The organism is SAR324 cluster bacterium (assembly GCA_029245725.1).
Taxonomy (GTDB): Bacteria; SAR324; SAR324; order SAR324; family NAC60-12; genus JCVI-SCAAA005.
In genome coordinates, this window is sequence record JAQWOT010000397.1 from 1 (window position 1) to 23912 (window position 23912).

General features: G+C 48.8%; 24 protein-coding genes. 15 read left to right on the top strand and 9 right to left on the bottom strand.

Annotated elements, in window-relative coordinates:
* Positions 1-129 precede the first annotated feature (129 nt).
* Together P8O70_21770 and P8O70_21775 are read right to left on the bottom strand one after the other, a co-directional pair.
* On the bottom strand, positions 130-375 hold the full coding sequence (locus P8O70_21770) for a CDGSH iron-sulfur domain-containing protein (GenBank protein MDG2199471.1): 246 nt from the start codon (positions 373-375) through the stop codon (positions 130-132).
* Positions 376-481: 106 nt separating this feature from the next.
* Positions 482-1075 carry a YceI family protein gene (locus P8O70_21775; protein MDG2199472.1) on the bottom strand — a complete coding sequence of 198 codons (594 nt, stop codon included), beginning with the start codon at positions 1073-1075 and terminating at the stop codon, positions 482-484.
* 148 nt (positions 1076-1223) lie between these two features.
* Here P8O70_21775 and P8O70_21780 point away from each other — a divergent pair, with 148 nt between their 5' ends.
* The 6 genes from P8O70_21780 (at position 1224) to P8O70_21805 (ending at position 9856) form a co-directional block, all read left to right on the top strand.
* Complete coding sequence (locus P8O70_21780; GenBank protein MDG2199473.1) at positions 1224-2075, top strand: LysR family transcriptional regulator; 852 nt, start codon at positions 1224-1226, stop codon at positions 2073-2075.
* 68 nt (positions 2076-2143) lie between these two features.
* Entirely contained in the window at positions 2144-3043 is a 900-nt protein-coding gene (locus P8O70_21785; GenBank protein MDG2199474.1) for a dihydrodipicolinate synthase family protein, read from the top strand.
* Between the two features lie 320 nt (positions 3044-3363).
* Positions 3364-5148: an ABC transporter ATP-binding protein gene (locus tag P8O70_21790; GenBank protein ID MDG2199475.1), complete on the top strand. Its 1785-nt coding sequence runs from the start codon at positions 3364-3366 to the stop codon at positions 5146-5148.
* 9 nt (positions 5149-5157) lie between these two features.
* Positions 5158-7044 (top strand): ABC transporter ATP-binding protein, encoded by a 1887-nt coding sequence (locus tag P8O70_21795; GenBank protein ID MDG2199476.1) that lies wholly within the window; start codon positions 5158-5160, stop codon positions 7042-7044.
* Between the two features lie 35 nt (positions 7045-7079).
* Positions 7080-8147, top strand: coding sequence for a tartrate dehydrogenase (locus tag P8O70_21800; protein ID MDG2199477.1), 1068 nt, complete (start codon positions 7080-7082; stop codon positions 8145-8147).
* A gap of 194 nt (positions 8148-8341) precedes the next feature.
* Positions 8342-9856: a malonyl-CoA synthase gene (locus P8O70_21805; protein MDG2199478.1), complete on the top strand. Its 1515-nt coding sequence runs from the start codon at positions 8342-8344 to the stop codon at positions 9854-9856.
* A 154-nt stretch (positions 9857-10010) separates the two neighbouring features.
* Here P8O70_21805 and P8O70_21810 read toward each other — a convergent pair whose 3' ends face one another.
* On the bottom strand, positions 10011-10262 hold the full coding sequence (locus tag P8O70_21810) for a hypothetical protein (GenBank protein MDG2199479.1): 252 nt from the start codon (positions 10260-10262) through the stop codon (positions 10011-10013).
* On the opposite strand from P8O70_21810, the gene P8O70_21815 reads away from it, so the two are divergent.
* Positions 10233-11321, top strand: coding sequence for a Zn-dependent alcohol dehydrogenase (locus tag P8O70_21815; GenBank protein MDG2199480.1), 1089 nt, complete (start codon positions 10233-10235; stop codon positions 11319-11321). The genes P8O70_21810 and P8O70_21815 overlap by 30 nt on opposite strands.
* A 4-nt stretch (positions 11322-11325) precedes the next feature.
* The gene (locus P8O70_21820; GenBank protein ID MDG2199481.1) at positions 11326-12513 is read left to right on the top strand and encodes a mandelate racemase/muconate lactonizing enzyme family protein; all 1188 of its coding nucleotides are present in this window, start codon (positions 11326-11328) and stop codon (positions 12511-12513) included.
* Positions 12514-12744: 231 nt separating this feature from the next.
* Here P8O70_21820 and P8O70_21825 read toward each other — a convergent pair whose 3' ends face one another.
* Positions 12745-12897 (bottom strand): hypothetical protein, encoded by a 153-nt coding sequence (locus P8O70_21825; GenBank protein ID MDG2199482.1) that lies wholly within the window; start codon positions 12895-12897, stop codon positions 12745-12747.
* 139 nt (positions 12898-13036) lie between these two features.
* Between P8O70_21825 and P8O70_21830 the strand changes: the two genes are divergently transcribed.
* On the top strand, positions 13037-13294 hold the full coding sequence (locus P8O70_21830; protein ID MDG2199483.1) for a hypothetical protein: 258 nt from the start codon (positions 13037-13039) through the stop codon (positions 13292-13294).
* A gap of 327 nt (positions 13295-13621) precedes the next feature.
* Complete coding sequence (locus P8O70_21835) at positions 13622-14440, top strand: M48 family metallopeptidase (GenBank protein MDG2199484.1); 819 nt, start codon at positions 13622-13624, stop codon at positions 14438-14440.
* Positions 14441-14531: 91 nt separating this feature from the next.
* On the opposite strand, the gene P8O70_21840 is transcribed toward P8O70_21835, so the two are convergent.
* Positions 14532-14660, bottom strand: coding sequence for a hypothetical protein (locus P8O70_21840; protein ID MDG2199485.1), 129 nt, complete (start codon positions 14658-14660; stop codon positions 14532-14534).
* Positions 14661-14901: 241 nt separating this feature from the next.
* Here P8O70_21840 and P8O70_21845 point away from each other — a divergent pair, with 241 nt between their 5' ends.
* The 3 genes from P8O70_21845 (at position 14902) to P8O70_21855 (ending at position 18975) form a co-directional block, all read left to right on the top strand.
* Positions 14902-17196: a xanthine dehydrogenase family protein molybdopterin-binding subunit gene (locus tag P8O70_21845; protein MDG2199486.1), complete on the top strand. Its 2295-nt coding sequence runs from the start codon at positions 14902-14904 to the stop codon at positions 17194-17196.
* Positions 17197-17262: 66 nt separating this feature from the next.
* Positions 17263-17661, top strand: coding sequence for a hypothetical protein (locus P8O70_21850; protein ID MDG2199487.1), 399 nt, complete (start codon positions 17263-17265; stop codon positions 17659-17661).
* A gap of 249 nt (positions 17662-17910) precedes the next feature.
* The gene (locus P8O70_21855; protein ID MDG2199488.1) at positions 17911-18975 is read left to right on the top strand and encodes a PilZ domain-containing protein; all 1065 of its coding nucleotides are present in this window, start codon (positions 17911-17913) and stop codon (positions 18973-18975) included.
* An 80-nt stretch (positions 18976-19055) separates the two neighbouring features.
* Here the strand turns inward: P8O70_21855 and P8O70_21860 are convergent, their stop codons facing one another.
* Positions 19056-19871: a hypothetical protein gene (locus tag P8O70_21860; GenBank protein MDG2199489.1), complete on the bottom strand. Its 816-nt coding sequence runs from the start codon at positions 19869-19871 to the stop codon at positions 19056-19058.
* Between the two features lie 322 nt (positions 19872-20193).
* Here P8O70_21860 and P8O70_21865 point away from each other — a divergent pair, with 322 nt between their 5' ends.
* Positions 20194-20358, top strand: coding sequence for a hypothetical protein (locus P8O70_21865; protein ID MDG2199490.1), 165 nt, complete (start codon positions 20194-20196; stop codon positions 20356-20358).
* A 122-nt stretch (positions 20359-20480) separates the two neighbouring features.
* On the opposite strand, the gene P8O70_21870 is transcribed toward P8O70_21865, so the two are convergent.
* Positions 20481-21323 carry a phytanoyl-CoA dioxygenase family protein gene (locus P8O70_21870; protein MDG2199491.1) on the bottom strand — a complete coding sequence of 281 codons (843 nt, stop codon included), beginning with the start codon at positions 21321-21323 and terminating at the stop codon, positions 20481-20483.
* Positions 21324-21508: 185 nt separating this feature from the next.
* A complete protein-coding gene (locus P8O70_21875; GenBank protein MDG2199492.1) occupies positions 21509-22516 on the bottom strand; it encodes a nuclear transport factor 2 family protein in 1008 nt (335 codons plus the stop codon).
* Between the two features lie 187 nt (positions 22517-22703).
* Here P8O70_21875 and P8O70_21880 point away from each other — a divergent pair, with 187 nt between their 5' ends.
* Positions 22704-23693, top strand: a complete 990-nt coding sequence (locus tag P8O70_21880; protein ID MDG2199493.1) for a sulfotransferase domain-containing protein — start codon at positions 22704-22706, stop codon at positions 23691-23693.
* A gap of 42 nt (positions 23694-23735) precedes the next feature.
* On the opposite strand, the gene P8O70_21885 is transcribed toward P8O70_21880, so the two are convergent.
* On the bottom strand, positions 23736-23912 hold a 177-nt coding region (locus tag P8O70_21885), incomplete at its 5' end, for a pentapeptide repeat-containing protein (protein ID MDG2199494.1).

Consider the following 23912-nt stretch of genomic DNA (forward strand, 5'->3'; position numbering starts at 1 on the left):
CTTCCATCTTCAGACTGAGACTTTTTGCAAGATCTCTTCTTTGCAGTTCATCTGATAAATTTTCATCCTTCCATAACCAACTAGATCGTTCGCGTCCAACTCAATCAAACTATTACTCTCAAAGGAAGGCTAGCCCAAAATATTGTGTGTCCCATCACAGAAGGGGGATTCTCCAGTTCTTTTGCAGCCACACAAGTAAAAGGTTTTGGATTCTTCTGCAGTAAAAACTTTTGGCGAAAAAGCAGTCGGCTTGTGAGATCCATCGCAGAAAGGTTGCTTGCTAGAAAGTCCGCAAGAACACCATGCATACTTTTTCCCTTGCTCCAATTCGACTGCAAAAGGGGAATCTTGAGCAATTATTGGTTCTGATGACACTTGATTCTACAGTTTGGTAGTTGTGAGGATGGATTATTGGAAAAGTCATTTGATCCGCTTGCCTCAGATAATTTAGTTAAAACCCTTTTGCTAAAAGGTGTTTTCCTCAACCTTGGGGAACATACAGCGCAACCTCAATGTTCAGATCCACCTCATCAGACACCATCAATCCACCTGCAGCCTGTAGTGCTTTGTTCCAAGTGACATTGAAATCTTGTCGATTGATCTGACCTGCTGCCTCAAAGGCTACCCGACCTGGCATCTTCCCCAATAGTTGTCCTTCAAGGGTAATCGGCTTGCTCACATCCCGAATCGTCAAGATTCCATCCACCCGGTAATTTCCGTTATCCTTAGGCTCAATGCTTGTGCTCTCAAAAGTGATTGTCGGATAACGCTCAGCGTTGAAGAAATCATCACTTCTTAAATGCCCATCCCGCTTTGCGTTATCAGTGTCGACAGAGGCAACAGAGATCTCAGCGTTCACTGAACGCAAACTCCCAGTTTGTTCATCGATTTGTGCAGCAGCTTGGACATCGTTGAATTTGCCACGCACTGTACTGAAGAGCATATGCTTGACTGCAAAACCAACAGTTGAGTGCACCACGTCTAGTTGATAACGGCTGGATGCTTGGGCCATCGTAATTCCACTGGTATAGACGAACCCAAGCATAGCCAACGACAAAAATAGCTTCTTCTTCATTCCATTGCTCCTGAATCTTGATTGACGAACCAACAACAAATTTTCAAAGGATTTGTGTGTTGAATCTATAAAAAGAAGTTCTATTCTAAGCCTCTATTTTTGAAATAAAAGTAGCCAATTTATCAAATCTGTTTTTCAAAAATGAAAAATGAATCAATGGGATGATCTGAAGCTATTTCTGGCTGTTGCCAAGTTAGGAACCCTCACTGCTGCTGCGGCTGAACTTGGCTCGAATGTGGCGACCCTGCATCGTCGACTCAAATCCTTTGAAGAAAGCTTCGAGCTTTCCTTATTTGAAAAAGGCCCTAGGGGATATCGGCTCACGAGTGCAGGAGAGCAATTGCTTTCACACGCTGAAGAGATAGAGGAATCAATCTTTACTGCTTTTCGAGCAGTGGTGGGTCATGATCAACAAGCTACAGGAGAGGTCCGCATCACTCTCCCCCAGGCAATGGTCTCATTAATGACTCCTCACCTCGTGGACTTCTCGGGGCAATTTGAAAATATTCGGGTGATTTTGTTACCGGATGATGGGTTGTTAGATTTAGAAAGAAATACGGATGTGGCGTTTCGCTTCACATGTCAACCTCTGGAAACCGCGGTCGGTCGCAATCTCGCTGACATCGCCTGGTGTCGCTACGCTTCGAAAAGCACGAAAGGTACAGACCTGCCCTGGCTACATCACATGGGTTTGGAGAGAAACCATGTCATTCTGAAGCAGCAAGAAGCTATGGTTGAAAGAAAAGTTATGCAGATTCAGGGAGTAGCAGGAATGTTGATGGCACTTAAAAATTCAGCTACCCAAGGTCTCCTTCCATGCTTTGTGGGAGATCTTGATACGGAGATGCGGAGGGTAGGAGAGCCATTTGATGCGAAACATCAACTCTGGTTGCTCATTCATGTGGACTTGAAACGATCCGCAAGGGTGAGAGCATTCCTAGATTTTGTTGTTCCCAGACTGCTGGCTCAGCGAAATCTGTTTAAAGGCATCTTGGCTTGAAAAAGAAGCAAACATGAAAGATAGAACAGATTTTTTGCAGTAATAAATACTCCACTGAAAGGCCGAACATGATCAAAGGACTCATCGCTCCAATCCTCACTCCTTTTAACAACCAGCTTGCAGTTGATCAGGAAAAATTCAGTGCACTCGCTCATCAACTCCTGAGCAATGGCTGCGCTGGACTGGCGCCCTTTGGTACAACAGGCGAGGCGTTATCCGTCAGTTCGGCTGAGCGTAAAACAGCCTTGGAGGGTTTGGTTGAAGCTGGAGTTGACCCGTCTGTACTGATTCCCGGAACTGGACTCTGCAACTTACCAGATACGGTGGAGTTGTGCCGACATGCCATCGAACTGGGCTGTGCCAGGGTGATGACACTACCCCCCTTTTACTATAAGGGCATGAGCGACCAGGGTCTGCATGACTACTTTGTTCGTTTGATTGACAGCATCAGCGATGAACGCCTGAAGATCTACCTCTACCACATCCCTCAAGTCAGTGGCGTAGGTTTGTCGATTCCCTTGGTTCGTCAATTACACGAGGAATTTCCAGAGGTGATTGTGGGAATTAAGGACAGCTCAGGAGACTGGGAAAACACCAAGGCCTTGCTGGGGATTGAAGGATTGATTGTCTATCCCGGAGCTGAGTTGCCAGTGATCGAAGCAATTCGACTTGGCGCACCAGGCTGTATCTCCGCAACGGCCAACCTCAACAGCGCCCGGATCGCAGAAGTGATTGCCCTCTGCCACGCTGGGGAGTGGGACAACGCTGAAGTGAAGCACGAGAGTGTCTGTGCGATTCGCAAACTTTTTCAGGAATATGCACCCATTCCTGCTCAAAAAGCCTTGCTGGCGCGTCAGTCTGGGCAAACTTCCTGGGGGAATCTACGGCCTCCACTTCAACCCATCACTACAGATCGACTCGAAGCATTGGCAAACGCTTTAGATCAGCAATTTGGACTGAAATTCTAAATATTTGTGGACTCTGGGGTATTTGGATGAAGGCAGATTAAAACTATTCACTCTTTTTCTCTACATCAGAAGAAAGTAGTACGTTGATTATCGCGGGTTCACCACTGTGATTCCTTGAAGCTCATTAAAATATTGTAGACTAAATCTGTAAAAAGGTGTAATTCTGATGCATTAAAGTTGGAAGCAATGTCGTTTTAGCCTGCAGATCATCCAGGTGCAATGTCCACGTATTCGCCATCCCTCAAGCAAGAACGCGCAACCCACTTCCTCGAATCAGTCGCACCAGACTGCCACTTGAGCCTCTAATCCCTTCTAGCCTCGTGAATTCTGTTTTCTCAGATCCCTATTCATTTGTTCGCATCATCTATCGGGTGTTGCAGCTTTCGTTGAAGAATCCTCTCCAGTTATCGATTGCGATCTTTGCAGTTGTAACAGGAGCAGGGCTACAGCTGATGATTCCAGAGTTTCTGGGCCAGGCAGTTGATCAAGCCAGCGCACTCTTTGAGGCAGTCAACACAAATTCTTCTGTGGACCTGAGCCCACTCTACTGGACCGCCTCAGTTCTCTTCGCAATCGCATCAGTGCGCGGTATTTTTGGTTTTCTCCATTCTTTCCTAGGAGAAGCCATTGGCCAGCACATGGGCTACGAATTGCGAATGAAATATTTTGAGCAACTCTCCAAACTCTCCTTCGGCTATCACGATCATGTTCACACAGGTGATCTGATCACCTTGGGAATTCTGGATATCGAAGGCATCCGTATTTTCATCAACACAGGCCTACTGAGAATCTTCTTTCTGCTAACGCTACTGGGTGGGGGTCTGACCCTGATGCTGGGCGCCAATCCCTTTCTGACCATGATATCTTTGACCTTTGTGCCTTTTCTAGTTTGGCGAGGAACACTCTCGAGCCTAGGACTCCGAAAAAACTGGCTGCAGATTCAAGATCGTCTCTCGCTGTTGACCAAGGTGATGGATGAGAACCTGAACGGAATCAGAGTCGTGCGCGCTTTTCATGCGCGGGACCATGAGTTGAAGAAATATGACGAAGCCGCAGCCAAGGCGCTGGAATTGTTTGACCGACAAATTTTTATCCGCACCTCCAACGACTCGATGATGTCGCTGGCTTTTCTCATCTCGATGACGCTGGTTCTTTGGTTTGGTGGACAGCAAGTTCGTGATGGAGAAATCAGCCTGGGGATGCTCACTGCCTTTCTCGCCTTCATGACGATTCTTCAGCAACCAGTCCGACAGATTGGGATGTTGATCAACTCCTTTTCACGAGCCAGTTCCTGTGGAGAGCGCCTGTTTCGAGTGTTGGATTCTGCAGAGTATGTTCAGGAACCAAACACTTTGCTGGAGATGAAAGAACTCAGAGCCTTGGAATTTCGCAATGTCTCTTTTCACTATCCGGGAGAAAATCAGCCAGAAGTCATTCATGATATTTCTTTGAAACTCCAACCTGGCCAGACTCTTGGAATTGTTGGTCCACAAGGCTGTGGCAAGAGTACCCTGGTGCAGTTGATTCCCCGCTTTCATGAACCAACCCGGGGAGATATTTTCTACAACGGTCATTCCTTGAGAGAGTACTCCCTGAAATCTCTCCGAAAATCCATCAGCCTTGTTCAGCAGGACACCTTCCTGTTCACCTCGTCCGTCAGCAACAATGTACTCTACGGAGATCCCTGGGCAGCTAAACCAGATGTAGTCTCTGCAGCAGAGCGAGCCCAACTACACGAACACATCGCTAAGTTGCCAAAGGAATACGACACGTTGATCGGTGAACGCGGCCTGGCGCTCTCTGGAGGGCAGCGACAGCGGTTGAACATCTCACGATCTCTATTGCTTGGAACTCGGATCCTTGTACTCGACGACTCTACCTCTGCAGTCGATGCCGGGACAGAGAAGAAGATTCGTGAAGCTCTCAAGCCGGGTGCCGATGAGCGGTTGACCATCATCATCTCCCACCGAGTCGCCTCGCTGATGCATGCAGACCAGATTGTCTACATGGAAGAGGGAAGAATTATCGAGAAAGGGAATCACGAAGAACTGATGAAGCAGCAGGGCAACTATGCGCGGCTCTATGAACTACAAACCCTGGACTGAGTGGATACTATGAGCCAAAAAGCGCTACTGTGGATGAACCGCTATCTTGCTCAGAATCCTTTACCTCCTGGAGCAGCGGCTCCACCTCCCGAGGTGAGTGAAGAAGACATGTTTGGAGCCGGCTTCAATCATGAGGTTACTAAGCGTTTCCTGGGTTTCATGCAGCCCTACCGTCGCTGGGTGATCCTGGCGATCAGTGCGCTGATGATCTTTACCCTGACGCAGGTTCTCTTCCCCCTGATTATTCAAAAAGCGCTCGACGGTCAGTTGACCTACTTTGAGAATTTGGATTCCCTGGAGCTAGGGGTTCTACTGTTTGCTGGAGTAGTTGTGGTCAACTTCAGTAGCCAGTTCTGCAGCGAATGGATAGTGTCCAGGGTTGCCCAACGTCTACTCTTTGATATGCGCCGGGGAATGTTTGAACACCTCCAGCGAGTGTCTCTTTCTTTCATGGACAAGACCGAAACTGGGCGTCTGATGTCCCGTCTACAAGGAGATGTCGGAGCTTTGCAGGAATTCCTCGAGGCCCTGGTCTATGCGATTGGTGATCTGGTTCTACTAATTGGCATCATCTTCGTGTTGCTGGCGATGGATCTGCGCTTGGGAGCAATGACCCTAGCCTTGATGCCAGTGCTGTTGATCATTCGGGTATATTGGTTACCACACGCCCGCAAGGCCTTCGCTCGGGCTCGAATCACTTCTTCGATCGTCACCGCGACGATGTGTGAAAACATCCGAGGAATCCGCGTGGTTCAGGGAATGACCCGAGAGCGAGTCAATCGCAACCTCTATGAAACCAAGGCCAACGACCACTTCCGTTCTACCGTCCGAGCTGCCGCCATCGCCCAGTTGATGTTGCCCACCGTAGATACGCTAACGGGACTGGCCCTGGGTATCATTGCTTTGGTCGGGGGGAACCTCGTGCTTCAGGGAGAATTGACTGCTGGAGTGATGATCGCTTACATCCTGTATGTGCAGCGCTTCTTTGATCCAATTCGTGCCCTCACCCTGCACTACAACGCCTTCTTGCGAGCGATGGCCTCCGGAGAGCGGATTTTTGAAGTGCTGGATGTGCCAATTGGAATCGAAGACCGACCAGATGCGAAGGAGATCGGACGCTCTGATGGGTCGGTACGATTTGAAAAAATCACTTTTGGCTACAATCCCAACTATCCAGTCTTGCACGACATCAACCTGGAGATTCCCGCTGGTCAGACGGTAGCGCTGGTTGGGCCAACCGGTTGTGGCAAATCCTCAATTGCTTCGCTGATCCACCGTTTCTACGACAGCTACGAGGGAAGAGTCCTGATTGGGGGACATGACACCCGTAGCCTGACTCAGCAGTGCCTTAGCGACCAAATCGCAATGGTTCTCCAGGACCCCTACCTATTTTCAACCACGATCTTGGAGAACATTCGCTACAACAAAACCACGGCTACCAACGAAGAAGTGATTGAAGCTTCCAAGATTGTCGGCGCTCATGAATTTATCTCTCGCCTGCCCAAAGGCTATGAGACGATGATTGAGGAGCGTGGTTCCAACCTGTCACTGGGGCAACGACAGTTGATCTCCTTCGCTCGGGCGCTGGTCGCCAATAGTCCCTTGCTGATTCTGGATGAAGCGACTGCCTCCATCGATTCCCAGAGTGAAAAACTCTTGCAGGAAGCTCTCAACCGCTTGTTGGAAAACCGTACCGCAGTGATCATCGCACATCGACTGGCAACCATCCGCAAGGCTGATAAGATCATTGTTCTCCAGGACGGATGCATCATTGAGACAGGAAATCATCAAGAGCTTCTTGAACTCGGGGGACTCTATGCACGACTCTATTCGCTGAACTATGCGTCCTTTGATGACATCCCCGAGGACTTGATCCAGAAGATTATTGCAGAATAAGCCAAAAGCTAACTCACTACTCTAAAAAATACCTTATGTCACACTATCGCATTGCTTCCATTCCAGGGGACGGCATTGGTCAGGAAGTCATCCCAGCTGGAATTCAAGTTGCCGAGGTGCTCGCCAAGCGTTTTGGCTTCAGCATCGAATTCAAGCACTTCGACTGGTCCTGCCAAACCTACATGAACACAGGGACCATGATGCCCAAGGATGGCCTCGAGCAATTGCAGTCCTTTGACGCAATCTTTCTCGGAGCCGTTGGCTGGCCAAGTGTCCCAGATCATGTCTCGCTCTGGGGCTTGTTGATTCCGATTCGTCGCCACTTTGACCAGTTTGTCAACATCCGCCCTGTTCGTCTGCTCAAGGGCATCCAGTCTCCACTGGCTGGGCGGGGTCCTGAAGACATTGATTTTGTGATTGTCCGAGAGAATTGTGAGGGAGAGTATTCAGAATCAGGAGGACGGATCTATGCTGGAACTGAGCAGGAGATTGTCCTGCAGGAGTCCATCTTCACCCGTCATGGAACCGATCGGATTCTGCACTATGCCTTCGACCTTGCGAAAAAACGGGCTGGCAAGCTGACTTCAGCCACCAAGTCCAATGGCATCATTCACTCGATGCCTTTTTGGGATGAACGAGTAAAAGCCATTTCCAGCGAATATCCAGAAATCGAGGTGAACCAGTTTCACATTGACATCCTCACCGCCCACTTTGTCCTCCATCCGGACTGGTTTGATGTCGTTGTGGGTTCCAACCTGTTCGGGGACATCCTCAGTGACCTCGGTCCAGCAATTGCGGGTTCGATCGGCATCGCTCCCTCGGCGAACATCAATCCGCAGGGGACCTATCCCTCGATGTTTGAACCTGTTCATGGTTCCGCACCAGACATTGCGGGTCAGGGCATTGCCAACCCCATTGCCACCATCTGGACCCTGGCGATGATGCTGGATCATCTCGGTGAAAGTGAGGCCGCCCAAGCCTGTGAAGCCGCCATGGAAACCGTGCTGACCTCTGGCCCAGAAGCCCGAACCAAGGATCTTGGAGGGACTGCTTCCACTACCACCTGTACCGATGCTGTGATCAAGGCGCTTAGGGCATCCTGAAAATTTACCATTCACAGTGTCAGCATTCAGAAGCAACGACTTCACTATGCTCTTTTTGAACTGCCCAAACATCCCTCCATATTTTTGCGCTCAGCAAAACCCTCAACCACTGTCTGCGATGATCTCCCATCTCCCGAACTGGGAGAAGGTTTGCAACTGATTTCTGATTTTCGAGATTCCAGCCGAGAACCCCGATGACCAACCCGCTCTACTACAGTTTCTTTGAAAGACATCGAGACAGTGACGCCCTGTTGATGATTCTAGAAAATGGCTCACGTCTCAGCTATCGAGCGTTTCTAGAAACAGCTTCTCGTTTCGCGAATGCCTTGGTTGAGATTGGCGTTCAGCCAGGAGATCGGGTTGTCCTACAGGTACCAAAGTCTGCAGAGGCCCTGGCGATCTATGCGGCCTGCATCCAGAGCGGCTCGGTGATGGTGCCCCTCAATACGGGCTACACACCGGCTGAAGTGGACTACTTCGTCGGAGATGCTCAACCCAAGCTGGTGATCTGTGACCCCAAGCGTCAGGAGGGTCTGCAGTCAATCTGTGAGAACCATGGCGCCCAACTCGAAACACTGGATGCTATCGGAGGAGGCAGCTTTGCAGAACACTCAGCCAAACTCCCAAAGAACTTCCAGACCATTGAGCGTTCCATCGATGACCTAGCGGCGTTTCTTTACACCTCAGGAACCACTGGTCGCTCCAAGGGAGCAATGCTGACACAGGGCAACCTGCTCTCAAATGCAGAAGCCCTGGTCCAGACCTGGTGCTTCACATCGAGTGATGTGCTCTTCCACGCCCTGCCGATCTTTCACACGCATGGGCTCTTTGTCGCATCCAATGTCACGTTCCTCGCAGGTTCTTCGATGATCTTCCTGTCGAGCTTCAAAGCCCAGCAGGCCATTGAACACCTCCCCAAGGCCACCACGATGATGGGGGTCCCGACCTTCTACACCCGCTTGTTGGATGAGCCTCGGTTGAATCGCGAACTTGTGCAGCATATGCGACTGTTCATTTCAGGCAGCGCTCCCTTGCTTACCGAAACTCACCTGGCTTTTGAAGAACGCACCGGACACCGTATCCTGGAACGCTATGGGATGACCGAGACCAACATGATCACCTCAAACCCCTATGAGACTGAACGCCGGGCTGGAACCGTTGGGCATCCACTTCCTGGTGTGGAGGTCCGCATCACCGAGCCAGAAACCGCCACTCCAACCCCAGCAGGTGAGATTGGGATGATTGAAGTCCGTGGACCGAACGTGTTCATTGGCTATTGGAAGATGCCTGAGAAAACCGCAGAAGAGTTCCGTGAAGATGGCTTCTTCCTCACGGGAGACCTGGGACAGCTCGACGAGGTTGGCTACGTTCAGATCGTGGGGCGTTCGAGGGACCTGATCATCTCTGGAGGCTACAACATTTATCCCAAAGAGATCGAGCTACTGCTTGATGAACAGGAAGGAGTGTTGGAGAGCACAGTGATTGGGGTACCCCATCCAGACTTTGGAGAGGGCGTCGTGGGGGTGCTGGTCCCTCAGGCTGGCTGTACCCTAGACGTGGAGCAGATTGTCGAGACCTTGAAGCCGATGATCGCGCGCTTCAAGCAACCCAAGCAGCTTTTTGTCCTCCCAGAACTCCCCCGCAACACGATGGGCAAGGTCCAGAAAAACATCCTCCGTGAGCAGTACGCTCAGGTCTTTCTCACCTGAGTTACAATTCTATCCGATCAGTCCTAGAAGCTACTCCCTCAACAAGCAGTCCTGACTTCTTGCCTGATTGTATCCTGCATCAATGTTGGATGCAGGCAGTTGAGTCTTCCCAAATCTAAATCAAATCTAAAGCTAAAGTCAGTGGGGAACAGCTTCAACAAGCCCTGCTGTGTAGTGCAACCCTCCCAGATGGCAGCAAATCCAAAAACTGTTGAACGGCAGACTTTTGCATCTGCTCCAACCGGAGCCACGCCCTGTAGAACTTGCCAAAGCCCACCGATCCTTCAGAATACTCTCCGATTCCTCCATTCCACTGCCAACTACAGGACCTCAACGCATCCGTCAGGTGGTCCTTCCTTGCTGCTGAAGTGTTCTCATGTCCCAGGTCCAAGGTGCTGTTTGTCATCAATTTGCCAAACCTCTCCAGATTGAAACCGTCGAGCTGCGAGCACCTCTTCCCAACGAAGTAGAAATCCAGTTGGGGGCAGTGGCGATTTGTCATTCGGATATTGCCTTTGCCGAGGGGGCCTGGGGTGGTGACCTTCCAGCCGTCTATGGCCATGAAGCTGCAGGGGTGGTGACTGAAGTAGGAGCTGCTGTCAGGAGAGTCACAGTAGGTGATCACGTGGTGGTGACCCTAATCCGCAGTTGTGGACACTGCCTCAGCTGCGCATCCGGTCATCCTACGATCTGTGAAGAGCCTGGTCATCCACTCAGTCCATTGACGAACGGGGAAGGTCAGTCTCTGCACCAAGGGATGGCCTGTGGGGCCTTTGCTGAGAAGGTTGTAGTTGATCCCAGTCAATTGGTCCGGATTCCCAAGATGCTCTCCTTTGAGGTCGCTTGTCTGCTGGCTTGTGGGGTAATCACTGGAGTCGGGGCCGTGGTACATTCTGCTCAACTTCGAGCTGGACAGGATGTTGTGGTGATTGGCGCCGGAGGAGTTGGTCTGAATGCGATCCAGGGAGCGCTAATTGCCGGAGCCCGTCGCATCGTCACGGTTGATCTGAATCCAACCAAGCTGGAGATTGCTCATGAGTTTGGAGCGACTGACCTTGTTTTGGCAACTGAGAATGAACCCTGGTTACAAGCGAAACAAGCCTTAGGCAGAGGCGCTGATGCGGTCTTTGTCACTGTGGGCAACGCGAGGACCTACGACAGCGCAGCACACTACCTCGCTAAAGGAGGGCAGATCGTGCTGGTTGGCATGCCCAAAACCGGAGATCTTTCAACGTATGATCCGGGAACGATGGCTTCCATCAGCCAGGGCATGGTGGGTTCCAAGATGGGCAACGTAGTGATTCAGCGGGATATCCCCTGGATGGTTGATCTTTACCAGCAGGAACGGCTCAAGCTGGATGAATTGATCTCTGGACGCTGGCGATTCGAGCAGATCAATGAGGCGATTGCCGATACCAAGTCCGGGAATGCTCGACGCAACGTGATCCTCTTCGACAAAGGCTAAGGCGATGAAACTGATTGATCTGGACCTAATCATCACGGCACCACCACCTCCTGCTTGGGGTGGTCGCTACTGGATCCTGACCAAGCTGACGACCAACAACGGCATCACGGGCTGGGGCGAGTGCTATGCTTCCAGTGTTGGACCGAAGGTGATGACAGCGGTGATTCACGATGTCTTTGAGCGCTACTTTGTCGATGAGGATCCTGAGAACCTTGAGCGGCTCTTTCGGCGTACCTATTCTTCCGGATTCACGCAACGACCGGATCTGACGGTGATGGGAGCATTTTCCGGGCTGGAGATCGCCTGTTGGGATATCCTCGGGAAGCACCGAGATCGACCGGTTTGGGCCCTGTTGGGAGGAATGTTCAACGAGCGAGTGCGTGTCTACAGCTACCTGTATCCACTGCCCCATCACGATCAAGAAGCCTTCTGGCATTCCCCAGAGATGTCCGCAGAGAGCGCATTGGCCTTAGTGAATCAAGGCTACACCGCAATCAAGTTTGACCCCGCTGGTCCGTACACGATGTGTGGGGGGCACATGCCAGCACTCGCTGATCTCTCTCGATCTGTGGAGTTTTGTAGAGTTTTGCGAGAAACGGTAGGGGATCGGGCGGACCTGCTCTTTGGCACGCACGGACAGTTCACAACCGCTGGGGCTATCCGATTGGGACAGGAGCTGGAACCATATCGACCCTTGTGGTTCGAGGAACCGATTCCACCAGACAATCTCCTGGAATTTGCCGAGGTCGCCAAGGTGATCAGGATTCCTGTGGCTACTGGGGAACGCCTTTGCACCAAAGCTGAGTTTGGCACTCTGCTGCGTTCAGGAGGAGCTTCGATTCTGCAACCTGCGCTGGGTCGTGTGGGAGGAATCTGGGAAGCCAGGAAACTCTCTGCGATTGCCGAAGTCTTCAACGCCCAGCTTGCTCCTCACCTCTACGCAGGACCTGTCGAGTGGGCAGCAAATATTCAGCTTGGTGTATCGATTCCCAATCTACTGATCGCCGAGACAATTGAGACGTCCTTTCATCAGCAATTGATCCGAAACTCCATCCAAGTCGAAGGAGGCTTTGTTCGAGCTCCACAAGCTCCTGGATTGGGCATTGAGGTCGATGAAGAGTTGGCTAGGGCAAATCCGTTTGCAGGTGAGAGTCTACATTTGCAGATGCAGGATGAACCCTGTGAGTACTGAGGCTTCAAAACATTATAAATGGGCCCTGACTCGTCACAACAGAGCTATTTGTTGGTGTCGAGATTGAGATGAAATCTGAGGGAGACTTGAGAGGACCTTAAGAAAAATATGATGCGGAAGTTGGATGACTTCTGAAATTTAATTTGGTCTCAGAAGGTGGTTGAAATGGTCCGGCTTAACTAGTAACTCAGGCCTACTCCATACCTAAAGTACTTGAGTTCCGTTGTTTATCTACAAGCGTTTTGTCCAGTCTATTTTATCAGCAATCCGAACACATTCCGTAAAGGCTCGGCCGTCAAACCAGTGCTTTTCTGTGCAACTCTTTGTACATCCAGACTGCATCCCCAGCAGTAGTAGTCCAGCACATAATAAAACTAGTTTCATCGATTCCCAAGCCTTACACACTCGCTGAAAGCTCGTCCATCAAACCAATGCTTTTCCGAACAGGTTTTAGTGCATCCAGACTGCATTCCCAAGATCAGCAGAGCGGCACAAAGCATTATCGTCTTCATAGAGTTCTCAGTTGCTTACTATTGATAAGACAAATCTTTTTCAGAAGAGAAAGAAGATAATTCTGCATCAAGCAAAAACCCTTCCAAAGCTATCTAAGTTGAATATTTGGCAATTTCCTAACAACACTCAGGCAATGTTAAAGCTCGGCCCTCAGGAAATCAGACAAAGTACAGGTATTCATTCAGCTAATCCAATTTTTCCCAATAAAAATATCTTAGAAATACAGGCTGATGGTCAATTCTATCAGGCAAGTAGCAAAAGCTTATGAATTCATCTGCATCCAATAATCAAGACGAGTGATTGCGTCTATGAACTGTAAATCTTGTGATGAAGGCTCTAGTGGTTCGTTGCTCACTTTTGAACAGATTTACATTCTAGCAATTGGTTTGAGTTACTTGGAACCCAGGTTTGCACCTAGACCTGAACCTACTCTCTAACTAAATCTTCCATTGCAGGAGGGTTTCCTATTGGCAAAAAGAACTGTCTACGATCTTAAATTCCTCAGCCCAAATCTTGTCATGTGAATGAATTTGTCTTAGTTTTAGAAATCACTAATTTATCCTCACTTTTGCTCCCCATTTAGAGAAAAATAAAAATGTGGAAGAGACTGATCATCGGATTGATCACCGGCCTAATGTTGGTTGGCTGTTCCGGGAAAGTAGTGCGGACCTTGGCTCCGGACACCGTCGATGAAAAGCGTATCAATCTGGAAGCCAACAAGTCTTATCGGCAAGTCATCGCAGAATCGAAGCTTTCCCAGGACCAGCGCTTGGTAGAAATGGTCAAGCGTGTGGGAATGCGGATTGCGAAAGCTTCTGGTGAGCCTTTTGACTGGGAGATCGAACTGATCGAGAGCTCTGAACTCAACGCTTGGTGTATGCCAGGAGGCAAGATGGCGGTCTACACGGGGATCCTTCCAGTCCTCAAGACCGAGGGGGCTTTGGCGGCAGTGATCGGTCATGAAGTTGCTCACGCCACTCGCCGTCATGGAATGAATGGTTACGCACAAGCTATCGAAAATCAGCTAGCGACCGCTGCAGTGGCTGGAATCGCAGTGCTGGCCGCAGAATTCTACTGTGAGTCGCAGGAGTGCAAGGCTCTCGCAACGATTGGGGGAGCCGCCGGTGCGATGGGATTAGCTTTCTTTGAGCGTAAGTTTAGTCGTGATGACGAGACCGATGCTGATCGTATAGGTCAAATCTACATGGCCAAGGCTGGTTATGATCCAGCAGAGGCGATTGAAGTCTGGGAACGTATGGCCAAGGCGACGGGTGGCGAAAGCGGTCCAGAATTTATGTCTACCCATCCCAGCAATGAAAATCGCAAGCAGCGACTCTCTCAATGGCTCTCCGAAACCAAGTCACTTTATGAAAAAGCACCACAAAAGCATGGGATTGGAGAAACTATTTTTTGAATCAATTCTAAGAAGTAAAAGAACTTGAGAGGAGGCAGCTTGGAGCCAGTGAATTAGGCTGGTCCAGCTGCTTTGAGAGACAGGGTAGCGATCAGCTAACGGATTGTTGTCCTGCAGCGTCGTGCTTCAGACGTACTTTCTCTTGAAGGGTCTCACGAAAATTTGACAGAAAAGCTGTGAAGGTCTTGAACTTTGGAACATGCTTTTTCTTTGTAGCCATTGGATCCTCCTAGGCATAATTTAATTTTAACGGCGAGGGACTATAACCATATCGCCTTGTGCAATGACCAATGGTTTATCAAAGCTAATTTGAGTTGGGGAGGAGAGTTGGGGGAGAGGTGACCTCTCTTCGTCATACTTGAGAACTACATAGGCATGATTCTCTGCTTGCATCCCAATCCACCGCTGTTCATACTGCTAACATCAATACTTACCTTCACTACTTCCAACAGGTTCAAAGCATGAGCAAACCCATTTCTGGTAAAAGTGCGCCTTCTCAGTTCAAGTACATCGGCAAGCCCAGGGGGACCATCGACGCTCCCGAAAAACTCAAGGGGCAAGCCCGTTACACCGCAGATCTTCAGCTACCCGGAATGCTGCATCTCCGGCCAGTTCTAAGTCCTCATGCCCACGCACGTATTGTTTCAATTGACAAGGAAGCCGCCCTTGCGATGCCTGGAGTTCGTGCTGTGCTTGACGCTAGCGATTTGACTCACTGGAGAAAAAAAGCGGCCTCCCGTGTGGGAGCCCTGTTGGCTCGCGATGAAGTGATGTTTCAGGGTCACCCCGTTGTTGTAGTTGTCGGAGAAACTCCCGAGGCAGCTTGGGACGGAGCCTCTGCAGTTGATGTGGATTATGAAGAGTTGGATGTGGTCGCTGATATTACCACCGCGCTCAAGCCAGGAGCCTCGCTCGTGTGGCCCAATGGAATCCCACGTGATGAATCAGATGTCAGTGGGGATCATGGAGCTGTAGAGAAAGGTGATACTGACTCAGGCAGTCTTCCCCCCAACGTCCATTCCATGAACTCGTACACAAGGGGGAGTGTGGAAGAGGGATTCGCAGAAGCAGATCTAGTGTTGGAACGCAACTATCGTACTGGAATTGTTCATCAGGGCTACATGGAACCTCAGGTTTGTATCGCCAGTCCAGATCCGATGGGGATCATGACAATTTATACGAGCACCCAGGGTCCCAGAACAGTGCACAATGATGTGTCTCGATTGCTTGATTTGCCTCATACGAGGGTAAAGGTCATACCAATGGTGATCGGCGGGGGCTTTGGTGGAAAGCACGGAATGTTGGAGCCCTTAGCTGCAGCGGTAGCGTTGGAGATGAAAGCTCCAGTAAAATTGGAGTTGACTCGAACGGAAGACTTCATGACTTCAATGCCGGCGCCTGCTGCCGAAGTCTGGCTCAAGATGGGAGTCAAGCAGGATGGAACCATCTGCGCAATTCAAGCAAGGATTGACGTAGACAATGGGGTCTTTGCAGCTGCCTGGTGGAGTGGACTACTTGCCCAACTGCTAGCCAGTGGGTATCGCACACCTCACTTGAAAATTGATTGCCGTGAAGTTGTCACTCACAAACCTATGGCAGGAGCCTACCGAGCCCCAACCGCACAGACCGCTAGTTTTGCCATGGAGTCTCACATGGATGAACTGGCCCGCAGCCTAAAGCTGGATCCACTGGAATTCCGCCTACAGAATGCAGCTGGCTCCGGTGACTTGATGAGTAATGGGAATCCATGGCCGAGCCTAGGACTGAAAGAGTGTCTTACTACGCTCAAGGAGAGTGCTCTCTGGCAGCAGCGCCAAACCAATAAAAACGAAGGTTGGGGTATTGCCGTTGGCTTATGGCCTTGTGGTGTGTCACCAGCATCTGCAGTCTGCCGGATGTTGCCCAATGGGAATGTTCAGGTGCAAGTGGGATCCGTGGATATTTCTGGTATCAACAGTGGATTTGTCCAGATTGTTGCGGAAGTTCTCTCCATTGACCCCTCGAAAGTAGAGATCATCCAGGTTGATTCCCATGCTGGTCCAGTGGCTCCACCAAGTGGTGGTAGCCAGGTCAGCTATAGTCTAGCTGGAGCCATTTCTGGTGCCACTAGAAACATCAAGGATCAGCTCGCCAAGTTAGCTGCCGAACACTTTGAGGCATCCGAGCAGGATTTGGTGTTTGAGGATGGTTCTGTTCATGTGAGTGGTCTGCCCAGTAAAACCATCTCGTTAGCGAAATTGGCCAAGCAAGCTGAATCTCGCAAAGGTGGAGCTGGTCCGGTGATTGCGACATCCAGCAATTCCATCCAGGAAAATGCACCTGCTGTTGCTGTTCACGCTGTCAAGGTAGCGGTTGATTCAGAAACCGGAAAGGTGACCCCAAAAAACTACATTGCTGTCCAAGATGTGGGCTTTGCGATCAACCCAATGTTGATTGAGGGTCAGGTACAAGGAGGCGTGTTGCAAGGGCTTGGCTGGGGGCTTTGGGAAGAAATGCCTTACGATGCCCAAGGCCAGTTATTGGCTTCGAATTTTCTCGATTATGCCATGCCACGGGCGGATGATTCTGTATTCGTTGATGCGGTGCTGGTGGAAAATCCCTCTCCGCTGGGTCCTTTAGGAATCCGTGGCGTGGGAGAGCCACCGATTGTTCCGGGTGGAGCTGCGGTTGCCAACGCCGTACGAGAGGTCACTGGGGTGCGCTTTGAGCAATTACCCATTCGGCCCCAAGCTCTTTGGAAGGCTATGAATTCCTGAGCCTGAGAAAACTGGAGTTTTGTAAATGGAATACCACGAAGCCCCTTGAGTTGGAAAAGTTCGGAGATGAAAGCACTGTTTCTTGGAATCACATTCATTCTTACGGCCCAGATCGGGCTGGCAGCAAAAAGTGTGAGACTCGATTCGGCTAGAATCAAGGACTGCTTTATCCTTGGATACTGTGATGTGCAGATCATGGATTCCGAGGAACTTCCGAGAGGCTGGCGAGAAAGACAACTTGACCAGCCCGTTCTCCGTATTCGGATTCTGGACATCAATGAGGCCGATCAATTTGCTTGTCGAGACATCTCTAGGCAGACAAAGTGGGAATATGCCAAAACGCAACTTCGGGACGCTCCCACACTTCGCTTGGAAATCAACGGCAAATTCAAAGGAACTCATGCAACGAGAGTCTTCGTCGATGACAAGTCACTTGCTGATTTGATTATACAGTTTGCCTGCTGAAGGGATCGTACTGGATAGCGAAAGTTGAGTTCGAACTCCCTCTGCTCATCTTTCCTCACAATCAGTTCTTCCAATCAGCCCACCAAAATTACCCCAACCTAATTTCAATTGAATGAACGTCTAAGCACAGAAATAGTGCCATCAATGTTTCATTTTGGGTGTTTTACTCCTTGATTATTCACGACAAAAATCTAGTCTTCGATGATTCAAAATCAATAATTTATAATCACCTCAAACAAAGATTCAGCCATGATCAGAAACCAGGTAAAAAAACCATTGATCATACAATTGGTAGGCTGGGCGTTGATCTTTGCCCCAATTGGATACTATATAACCACAGCTTTGCAGTGGCAGAACTGGTCCGTGGTCGTGCTGATCGAGCAATTGCTTGCGTTACCGCATGGCCCACTCAAATTGTTGGTCATTCTCTCATCACCGCTGGTTGGACTTGCGGTGCATTCAGTCAAGGCAATTGGCTGGATCAGCTTCATGCTTTATTGTGGAGCAACCATCTTCGTAAACTTTTACATTGCCTACTCTTCCGAGGTGGTGACCAATTTTTCAGCTAGTCTCTACTCACTGACCGGGGCCCTGGCTATTCTGGTATACTTGGTCAGAAAAGAAATCATGGCTCCGTACTTCAATCCAAAGATGCGATGGTGGGAATCTGCAGAACGCTTTCCCTTCAAGCTGGATGTCCTTCTAAAAAGTGAGCGAGGTGAGGAAAAAATCAGTTCCAGAACCTTTGATATTTCCGTTTCGGGTTGCTTCTTGACTACGGATTTAGAGTACCAAACTGGTCAGAAAATCGATCTCAACATTAAGCTTATAGATCCAGTTGATCTCCAAGCCGAAGTGGTCTGGGTCTGTCCTGGCAATGAGAATGTTCCAAAAGGAATTGGCATTCGATTCATCAGCAATCTCAAGGAGATCACAACTCAGGTGGACCGATTCAAAGAGAAGTACAGCAAAGCGGAGCGTTTTCCATTCCAGCTGGATGCAGAAATTCAGCAAAGTGGTGGTACAGAGCAAATCAACGCCAAAACTTTTGATATCTCTGTCTCCGGGTGCTTTTTGATCACAGATCATCCGTACGAGGCCGGACAGCAACTGGAACTGAATCTCAAGCTTCTTGAGCCGATCAACCTCACAGCTCAAGTTATCTGGATCTCAGCAGGTGACGCAAAAATTCCCCAAGGAATCGGCGTTAAGTTCACAAGTCATTTGGATGAAGTCAGCATGATGGTCACAAGATTCAAAAAAAACTACGGCCCTACGGTTCCAGAGAAAAAGATGTCTGCCTCACCAGTATAACCTGCCATCTTTACAGACAATTTCGAGCCAGCACACAGTGCAGGCTCTTCCAGCCTTTGCCTTCCCAATACTTTGAATCTTCACAGGTAATCCTCAATTCCGTCCGTTGAAACCGGAATCACTCGCCAGGGTGGTTGATCTGGTTGAATAGCATGTGCTTGGAGTTGACCGATCACTTCCTCACGTAAGGTTTTATCAGCCTGCATTGTGGTGATGAACTGCTCAACTGGGCAAGCTTCAGTAAGGTTGGCAAGTTTGCAGACGCGTTGAAAGACTTCTCCCTGGCTGACCGTCTTGAATTGTCGGGCTTGAGCAGAAATGGCTGCAAGACCTGCAGGCTGAGACCCCTCCCAAGCCAATACTCCCGCACGGGCTGCATAGCCAAAAACAGGACCAGTCGGGACTACTAATTGGTGTTCAACCCCCTGCATTTCGACGTAGTCATAAGCGACCCCAATCCCCTCTGTCTTGTGCATGTGGAGGAGGAGTTGCTCATCCAGCCAAACGACCTTCAACTCCATGATCGTTCCCAATGATGGGAAAGCTGTGCAAGGTATTGCTCCGTAGTAGCTGACCAATGCCGTGTGCACCACATCACAATCATGCAATCGAGCTGATGTGACGGGTACGATTGCTTCCGAACCAAACTTGTGGAGTAGTTGATATGGAGCGCGGTTTGAACCAACAGCTAGTACGGGCGTTCTTCCAACAAGCAGAGGTTCAGCCTGAACTAGGTTGCCCTCCTCTAAGTCACGTTGATCGAGTTGAAACAGCCTTCCCTTCGCTAACAAATAGCTACCTTCAGGCGCCTTGTATGGATAGAGAAGAGCACGTTCGAGCTCACTAAGTTCCCCAAGATATGCTCGTGAGCCTGCTGGCTCAAAATCATTTTTCAATTTTATGGCTCAATAGTAGAGGGATAGCCAATTGATATGCTGCGATTCTCAATCAAAAATTCGTCATACATGGTGCTCAGCAAAAAAATTACCCCAAAGTAAAAAAGTTGTTTTGGTTAGACACTTTGCTGCATTCAACCTAAGAAGAGTTTTCAAACAATACTTAAGGATTGACCTGGGAGGACTTATCACTGAAATTTCTAACAAATTTTTGAATCATTGAACCCATCATGTCTGGGATGTAGATTACAGACGAGTGGTTCAACAGTTGAATTTGAAACTTATTTGAGAAATCAAAAAGATATTTACTTGAAGAATTAACATGAATTCAAAGTACAAAATTCTAGTTTACTTTTTATTTGCAATTATTGTTTTACTGTTCTTAGGGGGGGCAACATTTGATCTTAACACGTTGCTGATCACAGGTTCAGTAGCAGCTTTAGGAATCCTTTTTGTGTTACCAATGAAAGAAGACACTGAAGAGTAGATGGTTCAGCATCAATTTGCATGAGTTGAAGTTTCGCTTTCTTTTCTTACTGATCAAATTCTCGAAGTTTACCAGGGAAATAGTTAGAATTAGAAGCAAACCAAATTGCAATCCTCACTCACTCATCTGTGGTATGTCTGGCGTACAGGGTTGTCTTGAAAGTAATTTTTATTTTCACGACCAACTGCCCGCTCCCATTCTAAAACTTCTTCAACGCCCATTGCTTGATTTGGAGCAGATTCCATGATGAATGAGCAGTTTTCTGGCTCGACACCAGAAACTAGTATTGCAGATTCTTTCTCAGTAATGTGAGATTCGTGTTGTAAATCAGCAGCATAATAGTGGATGTCAAAACCAATTCTTGGATAATCGGTTTTGTTCGGGCCACTAGCATGAACAGATTGAAAGCTGTGTAGGCTCATCTCGCCAGGTTGCAATCTTAAATCTACCGCCTCATTGGTAAAATCAGCGATCTTCTCACTGATAACAATATGCTGTCCACGACTTAACATATTCTCATTTGAGGGCTTAAATTCATGTGCAGATTGACCCCATTTATGTGATCCAGGAACCACACATAAGCATCCTGATGCTAGTGTTGATGGCGTTAATGCCAGCCATACGGTGACTGCTTTCTCAGGAATAGCCATACCAGCATAGGTCGAATCTTGATGCCAACTGTAGAAGCCCGATGAGTTGGCTTTCTTAATACACCAATCTGAGGACCAAACGAGAATATCCTCAGTTCCTAGAACACTAAAAACCACGCGGATGATGTTAGTATTTTTCACCACTTCATCCAAGATGGGCAGGAGCAAGTGTGTTTTGAAACGCTTGGGACCATTCAGTTCCAAAGATCCACTCACCTCTCCCCAAATTTCTTGTGCTGCATTTTGAGAAAGAATAGGAATGGCATCTAGATATCCCCTTTCCAAAAAATTCTCTGAGACTGCTTCAGATGACACAATTGGTCTGATTGTCATTTGGCTAAATACAGACTGAGGTTAAACCAAAATATGATGAAGATGGAAACTTGCTGATTAATTTTACTACTGAAGTAATTTCAAGATGTTTGTGGTAGCCAAAGATATGGGGCCAGTTGAAACTTCAAATTAGTTGAAGAGACACCAAGCACAATTGGGGAAATTTCTTAGGCGTAAATAATCTTTTCTGTTCTCTTCAAGATATCAACTCCTTGCTGCTTGAGCCACCAAGGCAAATCAATCAGCACCCAGTTTTCAGCCAGCTTGTCTCCTTCTCTGCGGTAGATATCGACAACTCGCATATCTGCGGCTCGTTCACTTGCTGGGAGCCCTAGGAATCCACCAACCGCTGTATTCGTCAAATTCGGCCAGCCAAAAAAGCTGGCATAGTTTCCTTCAGCCAGCCGGCAAAGATGGCCATTGAAGCGCTTTCCTTGCAGTCCAGTACGAAACGGATATTGGTGCTGCTCTTGGTAGCGTGGAATCGTGTAGGTCGCTCCAATTCCGGCTGGGCCGTACCAAATCATATCTTCGTGCCAGGTTCTGGCAAGATACTCCGGTGGAGGTAGGTCATCTCCAGAAATGTTCAGTGCCGTGAGATCTGCGATCATGCGATTGACCAGATCCAAGGTCTTCTTGGATTCTCCATTGTCTTGATCCTCAAACAACAACCCGTCATGGTTGCGTGGTCCGGGATACAAAAAAGAGGCTCCAGTCTGAAGAGGGAGTGGAGAGATTCCCAACTGGTGCATTACTCCGATCAGGTCACAGAAAAAGGCTCCTCTGACCAACTGTCCCTCCTGAACACAGTAAAAGTCAGCATAGCGCAGGAAAGCCAACTTCCTCGTGGCTCGCATTCCTAGCCAGTCCTGATCAAGCAATCCCATCAGGTGCCCCATACTGACCACCCACTCCGTCTGGTCAATCTCACTGGTTCCAGCCAGAAAGATATCCTGCCGACGCTGGACATTCTTCCAAGAATTGAGGAAGGGGATCCAGAATGCTTCTGCCACTGCTTCAGGCCCATGCTGTTCATCGAAAGGATAAACTCCATACCACTGAAAATCAGGAACTAGCTGAGACTTCAAGATTTTAGTCACTGATTTTGAGTCAGCCGTGTTGAGAGCAGCATAGAAGTCCAGAACACGGTGCTTTGGAAGAGCATAGGAATGCATTGCTGTGGGTCTACAGAAAGGTTGAAAAGCTAAGTGACACTAAATGATCTCCAAATCCACCAGAGAAATTAAGCAAATGCAGCAGTTCGTTGCTTGTTTAAAAAACTGGAAACCAAGGTGTCTGGACTGGTATCAACTATCTAAAACATTTGATGTTTTAACCACCTCAATCGATTGAGCAAAAACGATGGGATCAGAAAATCATGAAAATCTCAGTCTGGATTATCAATCCATGATGTATGAAGCAGTTGTTTATCCACCGTTCATCAAGACAGAGGTCCTAAACGAGTTGAGAGAAAAGCACATCCTACGATCCAGTGACATTGTCATCACAACGTTTCCAAAATGTGGAACAACCTGGATGCAGCAGATCGTACTGACTCTGCTGGCTGATGGGGATGGTTCGAAAGTGCGGAGACCAATGGACATGTCTCCATGGCTGGAAGCATGGGTTTCCGACAACGGATTAGAGGCTTTTGAATCGTGGCATCCTGAGAAGACCGGCTGGAATGGCCTCAACATCTCGCTTGAGTCTGAATGGTGTCCACCCAGACGAGTACTGAAAACGCATGCTCCAGCCCAACTGGCACCTTGGACAGGAGGAACAAGACGTGAGGCCATGAATGGTGCACGGGTAATCGTTGTTGTGCGCAACCCGAAGGATGCTGCTGTCAGCCACTATCACCATACCATCGACCTGCCTCACTGCTTTCAGTACAACGGTAGCTGGGATCACTTCCTGACCAAGCTGTGGATTCCAGGCAGAGTTGAGTCAGGCTCATTCTGGGAATGGTACCATTCATGGTGGGAAGTCTATCAATTGGGCTCACTAGATTTGCTTTGGATCAGTTACGAAGAACTGCTCAGTGAACCCAAAAAGAGCATTAGCCGAGTCGCTGAGTTCATCGGATTGGAACCGACTACCGAACTAGTAAAAGGAGTTTTGACAGCCAGCAATTTTCAAGCGATGAAGCAGGCTTTTAATGAAGAAGATGCCAAGAAGTTAACCAATGGCCAAGAAGATCGCATCAAAAAGAACCACATCCGCCAAGGAAAAAGTGGAATTTGGCCAGAGACTTTTACAAAAACCCAGATTGAGTTGATGGATCGTTATCACATGGATGAATGCTCAAGACTTTCCCTGCCTCTAAAACTTTTTCCTCAAATGAGGCTCTAGAGTTGAGTCTTTTCATTGCACCGAAATCTCACCTCAAACCACTCAAAAGATTTCGTTCCCTGGCATTTCTGCATCTTCAAAGATAGTTCCAACTAGGAGGGCTCCTTCCAAGTTCGCTTCACTCAGAATTGCCTCACTAAAATTCGTATTTGTCAGGTTGGCGTCCTGCAAATTGGCTCCTTCCAAGTTCGCTTCATTGAGCAAAGCACCGGAGAGATT